Annotated in this window: 5 protein-coding genes; all 5 read left to right on the top strand. The window is 64.5% G+C overall.

Annotated elements, in window-relative coordinates; genetic code table 11:
* Positions 1 to 220 precede the first annotated feature (220 nt).
* The 5 genes from AB0D53_RS08120 (at position 221) to AB0D53_RS08100 (ending at position 11410) form a co-directional block, all read left to right on the top strand.
* The gene (locus AB0D53_RS08120; RefSeq protein WP_362441761.1) at positions 221 to 1447 is read left to right on the top strand and encodes a helix-turn-helix transcriptional regulator; all 1227 of its coding nucleotides are present in this window, start codon (positions 221 to 223) and stop codon (positions 1445 to 1447) included.
* A 59-nt stretch (positions 1448 to 1506) separates the two neighbouring features.
* Entirely contained in the window at positions 1507 to 2760 is a 1254-nt protein-coding gene (locus AB0D53_RS08115) for a hypothetical protein (protein WP_362441758.1), read from the top strand.
* Positions 2757 to 6059 carry a hypothetical protein gene (locus tag AB0D53_RS08110; protein WP_362441755.1) on the top strand — a complete coding sequence of 1101 codons (3303 nt, stop codon included), beginning with the start codon at positions 2757 to 2759 and terminating at the stop codon, positions 6057 to 6059. Before AB0D53_RS08115 ends, AB0D53_RS08110 begins: the two co-directional genes overlap by 4 nt.
* A gap of 92 nt (positions 6060 to 6151) precedes the next feature.
* Complete coding sequence (locus AB0D53_RS08105) at positions 6152 to 9136, top strand: RNaseH domain-containing protein (RefSeq protein WP_362441752.1); 2985 nt, start codon at positions 6152 to 6154, stop codon at positions 9134 to 9136.
* Between the two features lie 765 nt (positions 9137 to 9901).
* Positions 9902 to 11410, top strand: coding sequence for a hypothetical protein (locus AB0D53_RS08100; protein WP_362441749.1), 1509 nt, complete (start codon positions 9902 to 9904; stop codon positions 11408 to 11410).
* The last annotated feature ends 45 nt before the right edge of the window (positions 11411 to 11455 follow it).

Raw genomic sequence — 11455 nt, 5'->3', positions numbered from 1 at the left:
CGCGGGCACGGGGACCGGCGGCTGACACCAGCGTGTAGCAGGGCGCGCGGGGCCGCACCACGAACGAGGCACGGGGTAACCGAAACGAACACCGGTTTCCGGGTGGCCCTACTCAGATGCCTTCCGAATGGGTGTCTACGGGGAGCATGCAGCTGGCTCCATACCTTTCGCGTCTGGATGGTGGTTGCTCCGGCCCGTCGACTGCGTTTTGCTGGGAGGCATGGCACAGTCCCTCACTCCTCAGGCTCTGGAACAGCAGCGTGGGTTCCGAGGTATGAGCGTGAAGGAGCTGGCCGAAGCCACTGGTGTCTCACCTGCGTCTGTACGCCGCTGGGAGGCCGGAACACAAGCGGTAAGCGACCGAGCTTTCGGGCGCCTACTGAAGGTGCTGCGCTGTGATGCGCAAGACTTGACTGCGGGCGAACGGGGGACTGAGACGCTGCAGGATCTGCGTCGTCGGGCGGGTATGAGTACCGCCGAGGTCGCTTCGCTGCTTCGCCGTAAACGAGCGTCGCAAGGTCTGCACATCAGCGCTGAGAAGATACGTGACCTTGAGCGTGGCCGCCCGGTACGGGGGCGGACTTGGCTGTCGCCCGAAACCCAAGGTCGAGTGGCACGGATGCTGGCACAGGTCTACGGAATTCCTGACCGCGTAGTCATTGATGCCTGGCGCCGCACGCGCCCGAACGACGCGGCCCCCGCGCTTCCAGCTCGTCGACCTCGCAACGCGTCCGAGAGAGCACTGACAACCTGGTGTGAGCTCAACGAGCGGCAGCGCAGCTACCTGACGTGCATCTTCCATCAGGATCAGGAAGCAGAAGAGGAACAGCGCCAGAGCCGCTATGCAGGGGAGGCCCAGCGGCCCGCTGCAGCGTGGCGACGGTTGACCTTGGCACTCAGTGCGCCAGCCGACCTTGTCGGCTTCACCCGCATCCAGGAGCGGCTCCGGGAGGCCGGCATTCACGATCCGGGGACCGGGTCCTCCGTGAGCGCACTGGACAGGCGGGGCCTGATCACGGTCTATCGGGATCGCCTGTACGTCGATGGACTGGGGGATGTTCCGCGTACGCGCGTAGAAATGACTCGGCACGGCCGAGCGGTCGCACGCGCAGCGCTCGGGGTTAATCCCGCTCCAGCACCGCCCGCAGCACTACTGTCGCCGTGGCTATGGAAAATCGTGGTTCGCGTCGCACGGGCAGGGACGCAAGGTGTGGACGGCAGCCTCGCTGGGCGGGGACCGCACTACCTTGCCGTGGGTCAGAGCCCCGACGGGCGCACACCCAGCCGCGGCTTCATTGTTCTGCGTCTCCCTGACGGAGCGGACCACGGACCGTACCGCTGGTTCCTCACCGATTCCGGCCAACGCCATATCAAGGACCACATCGATACCTACCGCTCTTTGTATCCAAGCGTCGACACTGATCCGATCGCACCAATGTTCACCTGATCACACGATGGAGTGAGACCGAAGCCCATTGTCAGTGCAGTGTCGTAGCCTCCCCACCGATGACGCGAAACGGAGACACGACCACGGTCCAGCAGACCCATGTCCTGCTGGAAATCGTCAAGGCATTCGCGGTGTGTGAACACGCGATGGCTGCCGGGGAGCTGACCAGCCCCCGGCGTCTGGACCGCCTCATGGAAGCCCACGGGATTCTGATGGCTGCGTGTGGCCCCGGCCACCACATCCCCTTCGACGAATTGATGGGCAGACTCATCGGTGAACGGGCGGGTTCCCTTGAGCGGCTGCTGCCCGAGTGGCTCAACACCGAGGAGCTCGCGGGCGTAAGGCTCTTGGAGAGCGACGGCGTCGCAACCGAGGACGGCTTCGACTTCCGGCACGAAGCTCAGCGTGTCATGCGCGCCGCGGAGAAAGTCGGGAAGTTCAGCGGCCAGGTCACCAAGCCCAAGTTGGATGACGAGTACAGCCAAGAGTCCGTCTTCAGCGCGATCAAGGGCCCCTTCTACGAGAGGCACCGCAGGACGCTGGTCGAGAACCCGACCGTGCCGAGGAAGGATCTGGCTACCCTCAACCTGCCTTCCCGGGCTAACGACTTCTACCACCCTATCGCTCAATACGCGCAGTACAGCGGCTGGTGGTGGCCCTGTCCGGCCTGCCAGTGGCCGATGAAGGTGACGACAGACCGATCCAGCGGGCGTATCCGCGGCCAAGTACGCTGCCTGTACCCCTGGCACGATGAGACAGGCGCGTCATACGAGTTCGTCGTGACCACTCGCCGGAAAACGGCTCCCGAGCTGCACCCGACGTTCGAGTGCCGAGTGCCGTCGGGCCGATTCGCCCCGCTGTGGACCGGTGCTGTTCCGCTCGTGCCGGAGGCCAGAGCGGTGGCGGAGACGGTAGCGCTGGTGCGACCGGTGTGGCGATACACCGTTGTGCCTGGGCTTCCCGAACTGGCTCTGCATTGGGCCGTGTCAGCCAGCCTAGACAGCACTCCCTGGACGTCGCATCTGTGGCCCAACGGGGATCAGTGTGACCTGTGGGTGACTCATGAGGACAACGATGAGCCGCGCTTCATGGCCGACTTCAAGGACTACACCTGGCCAAATCACCTGGTCAGCAAACTCGACATGGATGGCGGCGACCGGGGCGGAGCCGAGTATCTGGTGGTGCCCGACCATCGTAGGGAGCAGGTGGATCAGCTCAACGCGGTGTGCCGCAGACACGGGATGAAGGCAGCAATGACCGCGACGGACTACCTGGAGATGGTCGTCAAGCACGTCAAGAGAGGCCAGGCATGAGCGGGGACATGACAGGGACGGAGGCCGGCCTCGCCGGAGCGCTCGCGCTGGCAGCGCACTACTTCCCGCGCAAGGACGACGAGGGACATGTTCTGGCCGGCTTCGAGGAAGCCACGTTCTTCGCTCACCGCAAGCCGCAAGCCTGGTCGGAATGGCCGAACTTGCCCGCCGCCGAGCGGAACCTGATCCGCCAGGTGATGACCTTGATGGCCCAGGAATGGACGGACCCGAAGAAGCTCAGGACTTCAGTGCTCGCCATGCTCGGAGTGCTGTCGTCCGAGCCGGACATCGCAGACCGATCGGGAGGCTCGCTGCGTTTGCCGCCCGGAGACCCGCACCTGGCAGACGCAGCGATCCCCCGGATGGGAGGTGACTTCCTCGGATACGTGCAACGCGTCACCGGCCCCTTCTTCACCTTCGGTAAGCGCCCCAAGGCCCAGGCATTCGCCGGCCCCGGAAAACTGAAGACGAGGACTGCCTACCTGGGCCCGGAGCACGGCACAACCAGCCGGGAGATCCATATCCCGGCAACGCCGGGCTTCCTGGAAGCACCCGGACACGAAGTTCTGCCTCAGGTGCACACCCGCCCACAGCGCGACCGGGTCGCACCGACCGTGGATCAGCTGTTGGAGGTCGCCAAGACGCTCAGCGGGCAGGACAAGAGCGTCCGCTACCTGCACAAGGTGCTTAAGCGGTTCTTCAAGAGCATGAAGACGACGACGGGGACGCTGACCGAACTCGACCTGACTGCTGGCGATCTGCAGCTGCTGAACGCTCCCACAGGAAGCGGCAAGACCGTCCTGGTGAGGGTTCTGGCCTCCTGGGCTGCCCTGAACGACCGGCGCATCGCTCTCGCCGTCACAGACGTCCGGGCCACCTTGGAGATGGCCTGGGACATCAACAACGACCTAGCCTATCTCCACAAGATCAAACGTCTTACCGAGCGTGCTCACTGCACGCCGTTGATGTCCCCGTCAAGCATGCACCGGCGCGCCATGGATTACGCAGCCCTGGGCACCTCCACCCAGATCGACGAGTGGGACCGTCGCGCCAAAACGGACATCGGCCTTCTGTCGACAGGATGCGCGCAGCGGGCGCTGATGGACCCGCCCACCCTGTACCCCTACGGGGAAGAGAACTGCACCTCGCTGACCTCTGAGGCCACTGGCTCCAATCGGCTGACCTGCCCGTTCGCACCGACGTGCGGCAAGTTCCAGCAGTTCTATCGAGCCACCAACGCGGCCGTCATCGTCACCAACCATGCAAACCTGCTCGAAGGACGCACTCGCATCGGTGTCGTGCTGGACGGGCAGGAGTTCCGCGGTCAGGCGCGCGGCACCCGGGGCATGAGCGTCCTGGAGATGACCCTGCGCTCCTGCGATGCCCTGGTGATCGACGAGATCGACGCCTTCCAGACAGCAGCGATCAGCCGCTGCACTTCGGAAATCACTCTCGCCTCCCGGAAGAGGACAACCGCACTGCGGGAGATCGACTCCGACGCGAAGAACCTTCCCGTTGTCCACGAGATGGGGCTCGTCTCACCAGTCAGCCATGCCCGCATCATGGCCGAGATGCTGCTGCTGTGGCTCTGCTCCGGACGTGGGCTGAAGTTGAATCCCGGCAACGAAACGGACGGCCCCGACGGCGCCGGCCGCGACAACACCGGCTGGCGTCTGGCCCACTCACGGGACCGCGAGATCCTCCAGATCCTCTTTCCCGAAGCGACTGCGGCCGAGGACATCCCGCCCGAGCTGTTCGCCTTCCTCAACGAGATCATGCCTGCCCGCTGGTACGGCTCCGAGCCGGACGAGGAGGAGTTCGATCTCCCCGAAGGCGCGGACTGGGACGCCGTTCAGACCGCCCTGATGACGCTCACAGCGCAGCGCGGCCAGGACCATCTCACGGACACCCGCGACGAGATGCGCAAGCTTCTCCTCGGGCTCGTGCCCGACGCGCACCGGCAGGCTGCGGTGATCAACCTGCTGGTCACCCGGACGGTGCTGCGTGAACTCGACGGCGCACTCGACGAACTGCGCGCGCAGGCACAGACCCTGCGTTACCTGGACCTGGGCTCTGTCCGCAAGATCCTTGAGACCATGCGCAGCAGCACGGTGGCCACTCTGTACCCCCTGGCAATGCTGGGCCGCTCCATTCACGGCTATCAGGTCAAAGGCATGGACAACAAGGAGAAGGAAGCCGAGCTCCTCTCCCGGTCGTTCGGAGGTGATCCGCATACGTTCGTTTCCGAACTAGGCGGCCTCACATCGTTGTTGATGGCCGGCGTACAGCGACCAGTCATGGGGCTGTCGGCCACCGCCTACCTGCCACAGGCCGTGCAAGAGCACATCCACGCCCCGGTGCGATGGTGGCTGCCCGATACACGCCCCGAATCCATCGTCACCCTCGCAACCCCCGTACGCAGTGGCGCCGGCGACGCGATGCGCATCGGTGGTCTGCCGCCGGAACTGAAGCCCAAGGCCCTGCGAGATCTCGGGCGGGGTCTTTACGAGCAGCAGCTCGCCCGACGCCTGACCCACCTGGAGAAGCGGGAGCCGGAACGAGCTCGTGTCATTCTCACCGTCAACTCCTACGAGCAGGCCGCCCACCTCGCTTCCGGAGTGGCGCAAGCCGACGGTCTGAACCACCGAGTCTGCCTGCTCGTGAAGAAGGCAGAGAAACAGAACTACGAGGAGAACCTGCCTCCTCACGTGGACAGGATGGTCCGCGAGGAACTGAAGGATTTCCCCGACCGCGGGGAAATCCTGATTGCCCCCCTCGCTGTCATCGGACGAGGTCTGAACATCGTCGTGGGCACACGCTCCGCAGTCCGCGACATCTACCTCTGTGTCCGGCCCGTCCTGAGCATCGAGGACACCGACTGGATGCATGCGAGCGTCAACGCCGCTGGCGTCAACACCCTCCCGGTAGGCGGCAGCGATACTCCGCTGGCCGAGTTGCGCAGCGCCGGCGAAGCCTCCTGGAAGCAACTCTCCAAGATCCTCCGCTCCCCGGCCCGGTTCTCCAATATGGACCACGACCTGCGCAAAGAACTCGTCGCAGGAATGCTCGTCTTGCTTATCCAGCTCGCCGGCCGAGCCCGCCGCGGCGAAACCGACATGACCCTGCACATCGTGGACCACGCCATCCACGACCAGAAGTTCAGCTCCGACCTGGCGACGATCATCAAGCAGATCTATGCAGACTGGAACCCCGAGCAGCGCGCAATTATGAATGAGCTCTACGGTCAAGCACTTCAGGCATTCCTCACCTACGCAGGACTCGATCGCGAGATGCTCTGAACGAGCTACATCTGCCCCCGCCCTCCTCCGGTGCAGGCGGGGGCTGCTTTCCCTGTTCGGGAGAAAAGCCGAGAGAAGAGGTAAGACCGTCCATGGGGCGTCGCAGCACGCAGCGGGATCTCACCGCACACACCACATCGATCAAGTGCACCCCACAGCTCCTGGACGGCATGACCGCCCTGGTCTGGGACTTCGGTGACTACCACTCGCCAACGCGCAGAGCCTGGCGCGACCTGGGCAGCACGGCCACCCGTAACAGCAAGCGGATCGCTGGCGTACAGGACTCCGACCCCTTCCTGATTCCGTACTCCATCGCGGTCACCGTTCTCCAGCAGATCACCGACGGGTACGTGTACCTGGACAGAAACCTGGCGTTCATGGTGACGCTCAGCCCCGTGGAACCCGGCGTCCTCAAGAACGTCTTCACCTACCTGGAAGGGATCGTCCGCAGGATTCCTCTCGACGAGATCCCGTTCATGGACGAGCCCGCCCTGGCGAAACTGGTGGCCGGCGTCACGCCGCAGTCGCTCAGCCTCGCCGAGAACATCCTCGCCCAGCAGGACGGCAGGCCAGCCAGCCCTGACAGCTGGGCTTATCAGGCGGTGAAGTGGCATATCGCGAAGAAGCTGGCCGCTAAACCGCTCTTGGACACGGAAGTGGAACCGGTCCGTGAGCCGTACGAGACGAAGGACGGCGTGGCGAAGGAACGCATCGTCGACTGGCAGCCGTCCACCAACACCGCGGCCGTGCATTACCGACCCGACAGCGACGGCGATCTGATCGCATGGGATCACCCCATCGGCCCGCTGTTCGCCTCCCTGGCCCACCCCGTCAACATCAGTGAAGCTGCCACCGCCCGTCCCAAGGACCCCACGCGGGCGCAAGTCCAATACGCCATGTCCCGCGTCTCGGTGAAGATGGCCACCTACACCGCCGAGCCCAACCCCGTCCTGAACCTGAACGCACACATCCGCCGTGTCAACAACACCGTGGTCCACGCGCGCACTGCCTTGCTCGATCAAGGGACGCAGCGCCCCCTGCTGTCCCTCTCTCTGGACGGATGGGGCCTGCGCCAGGCGAACAAGCACGCGCTGGAGATCCTGGCAAAACTCGACGCCGACCGGACAGCGCTCACGACGTTGGAGGAACGCGTTGCCGACGAACGCCACCGCCTGAACCTCAGGGACGAAAACGGCAAGAGGATCGACATCCTCACACCCGCGCCCGGCACCATCCGGCCGACCATGCCCAAAACGGACTCCTTCGCCGTCGGTACCGGCGCCGGCATCTACCAGCTCTCTCTTCTCCAGGACCAGATCCGGCGCGCCTTCGGCGACGTCGTCTCTCTGCTCGAACTGAAGTCGAAAGGGAACGTCTTCGGCAAGCGGCACCACGAACCCGTCACCTCGACGCAGGAGAAGGAGAAGAAGAAGCGAAAGAGCGACGGGGATTACATCGACCTCATCGGCAATCCCTCGCCCGACAGCATCCGGCGCTCCATCGAAGCAGCCGGCTACACCAAACTCCGCATCCTGTGCCTCTGGTACCGGGACGAGACCCTCACGCGCATGATCCATGGTCTCGCCCACCCCTACGGCCTCGATCCGGAACGCATCGACCCCGACCCCAACGGAAAGGACACCACGCCCCTCGCGGAGGGCATCGAGGCAGTCTTCTGCAACGCCGAGACTCTGCTGAAGCACGGCCCTGGAAAGGAGAGGGCCTCGGACGCCGATGCCCTCATCAGCCAGTTCGCGGAACCGGACGTGCTCCTCGCGGCCTGGTGCGAGACGGAGCTCCCCGTCCGCGGAGAAGAGCACGAAGGCATGAAGCCCGCCGAGGTGAAATCCGCCCTCGCCGAGAATGACGCCAAACACCAGGTAGTACGGGAGCTCGCAAAGGCCGCAGTGCCGTCTCAGTTCTTGGTCGGCCGCACCTACGACCCGTTCACCAAGTCGTTCAGCATCGTCAAGAAGCCCGCTGCGGCGTTCGAAGACCACCGCGTCTACATGGGCCAGCTGGACTTGTACCGATCGTGCGGCGTGATCGACGACCGGTTCGAGCGTGCTCTCTACCCTGAAGACGACCCCTATCCGTTGCCCCGCATGGCCTTTGTGGGCATCCATATCCGCAAGCAGGCCACCGATCGCAAGTACAAGGGACAGCCCAAGAGGATCATCACCGTCACCGCGGTGATCCCGTCCCGCAAGGCCGGCGAGACCTGGCGCATGCTCGGTTGGAGCAACATCCACCCGCAGTGGGAGCACTACGCGCGGGCGCAGAGCAATTTCCATGCCTCCAACTACCCTCTGCACACGCAGGACGGCCAAGGTGAAATGCAGCGTTGGGCACAGGCCGGCGAGGACGTCCGTACCGCCCTCCAAGACCTCAGCGACGAGCTCGATGGGCTCCCGTACGCCCTGATGATCGACGGTCATGCCAGCCGCCGCGTGTGGCCGGGCCTGCATAACAACAAGCAGGGCCTCACCCCGGACCCGGACGACCCGCGCCTGTGGCTTCCGGGGAGTGGCCTGCCCGCTTCCTGGAACCCCGTCAGCATCATCCGCATGAATTGCGCACAGGCCGAGATGCCGCGACTCGTATCCGTCACCGAGAAGCTGAAGAACGGCACCACCAAGCCGCTCAAGACCTCCAGCGACCTCTACTACCCGGAAGAACGTCCCGAGGGGCATCCCTGGTTCCTGTTTACCGAGCCCCGCAACTACGGTAAGAAGCGCCACGGACAGTGGAAGACCCGATGGCGCGCGGATCCCGGCAAGGCGTCAAAGAACGCTGACGAGCGCAAGGAAAACGAACTCAACTCCCCCTGGTACAGCATGACCACGCGCGAAATCACTCCGATGTACACACGCAGCGGGTACGAGCGCGAAGCCCTCGCCGTCGCCGCAGCCCGACTCAGCCACCAGGCACTCTCGTGGTCCGACCGAACCCGCTACCCCGCGCCACTTCACGCCGCACTGCAAATGGACCTTGGTCACCCTCAATTCCGACGCTCCGAACCAAAAGACCAAGAGAGCATCGAGATCCTCAAGGAAGCCTGCGGCACCGACGCATAATCCGACGTCGGCCCAGCCGTCGAGATCCTGATCACGAATGACCATGCTGAATTGGAACTGCTGCTCCACGGACGCTGGCAGAATCGGTGCGCTGCTTCAGTCGAGACACGTACCAGTTCTGGTCGGACGACGGCAGGCCACGGAGCATGCCGGGCTGCAAGAACACGTCAGAAGCATCGCCGACATCGCGGAGCAAGCACTTTCAAGGCCCGGATCCCCCACTGGCCTGACGTGCTCCGAGGGCTCCTAAACGATCACCGAAGGCCGGAGCTGGCTGGTCTCAGTCCCGGTCTCATTCACCTCTGTTCAGGAGCGTTCGGACGGGGCTGTCCCAAACGATCCGCCGCAGGTCAGGACACCCATGACCTCCGCCGGACATCCATACGAACATTTGGACGTGTTGGGGGCAACCCCTCACGAGTTCGAAATCTCGTATCCTCCGCCATTGCTCTCACCGAGCAATACGTCGAAGGGCCCACCGTTTCGGTAGGGCCCTTCTTCGCTTCCTCAGGCCCCGTTGTCCTCGTTCTTGTCCACAGGCCCGGGTTCAGAAAGCCGAGGCACGCGGGCACGTCGCGCCGGTGCGGTGGGCTTCGTGGAGCGACGACAAGCCCGCCGAGGCCCAGATCGGCGGAGTCTCCCACCGCATCGTCGGCTTCTTCACCATCGACTGGTCCTCGGCGGACTCCCCGGTTCGACCTCGTGTAGTTCGTCTTCGGTGACCAGGGCGACGACCCCGCATCCCGCTTTTGTGGAAATACAGCCATGAGCGGCCAATTCAGCGCCCTATGGGGAAAGGTATCTGCATCCGCATGGCCTGAATCACACTCTTGTCGTCGATATCAGCGATTCCTACCGTCCTGTGCCATGGACTCAACGGCCTTCAACGTGATCAAGCGTCTCGATGACCCCCTGACCGTGCAGGTGCACTCATCACCCGAGCTCATCGTCGGAGTGGGGAAGGCGGCCGCAGCCATCGACCGCGAGCGGGCGAAGAGGAAGACCACGGGCGAAGGCCACGGCCCCCGCAAGGCGGACGTGTGTCACCTTCCCCGAACCGAGCGTGGCCTGCTACAGATAACTCCTTGGGACATCCTCGCGACGTTCGCACGCGCTACGACCTTGGCTCGACAGGGTCGGGGCAGAGGGCTGGCAGAGCATTGGCAGGGCCTGAAGTACTGCCGGGCCTTCGCCGCCGACCGACACGGAAGCCTGCGCCTCACTGAGGAAGGGAAGGCCCCCGAACTGTCCTATCGGGGTATGCAGGCGAGAGAGCTGGGCCGGGCGTTCGGGCTCGCTGTCGCGGAACGAACGCTGCGCGAGCGGTATCCGGACCACCTGATCAGCATCGTCGACACGGACACCGTGCTGCTCCCCGGCTTCGCGCGGACCAAGCCGGCCGCAACTCTCGGCGCGAGAGCGCGGCCGGACTTCCTGCTGGAGGCATGGCGCCCCGGGGAAGGATCGCGGGTCTTCGTGGTGACCGTGAACGGCAACCACCAGGCCGTGAAGCCGAAGACATCCGCAAGCTCTCGCACGACGTACAGACAACTGGACCGGGGCAGCGAGCGGGTGGAGCGATTCCATCTGGGACAGGGCAACGAAACCCCCGCGCTCATCACTTCGACCGAGTTCCTGGCGTCCGCCGGTGTGACCGTCCACGTCCTGCACGCGGAAGGGGACATCAGGCTCCCGGTACGGCCGTCGTCGGGTGCGTATTCAGCCGATGTGGCCATCGGACGCCGAGCCCTGCCGTACGTGAACTCGGTAGCCGACTCGACACAGGGCAGGGAGGACCGGCACAACTCCTTCCTGATCCCCGAGAAGGAGTTCTCGTGGTTCGGCCGAGTGATCGCCCGCGCCCATGCCGCCGGGCAGCTCTCGCTGGCCGGCGGCGGTGGAAAGGTTGGCCAATACTTGATCGACGACCAGGGCCGCAAGCACTTCAGTGAGACGACCTTCGCCGGGACTGCCAGTGTCCACGACGCGAAGGCCAGTTTTGCGGGGGAACCATACGTGGGCACTGACCAGGTCTTCCGTATCAACGGCACGCGAGTGGAGGCGTTTTCCGGCATGGCCGCGGATCTGTACGACCTGCTCGCGGACGGCAAGGTCGAGGAGTACCGCCGACGGGCATACGAGCGGCGCAAGGACTGGCCGAAGCCGGACGACATCGGCGACTGGGGAGCGAGTTCCTTCCGGCCGGACGGCACCGCACTGGCGATACGGGTGGTGCCGAAGAGGGCATCGTCCGGCGACCCGTCCCTCAGCTGACTCACATCCACTCGGGAGGCGACGGAGCCCGCAGAGATTCGCGGT

Origin of the sequence: Streptomyces sp. NPDC048295 (assembly GCF_040652135.1) — a bacterium.
GTDB lineage: Bacteria > Actinomycetota > Actinomycetes > Streptomycetales > Streptomycetaceae > Streptomyces.
The sequence above is the reverse complement of the archived record's forward strand: the minus strand, read 5'-3'. Positions and strand labels throughout refer to the sequence as shown.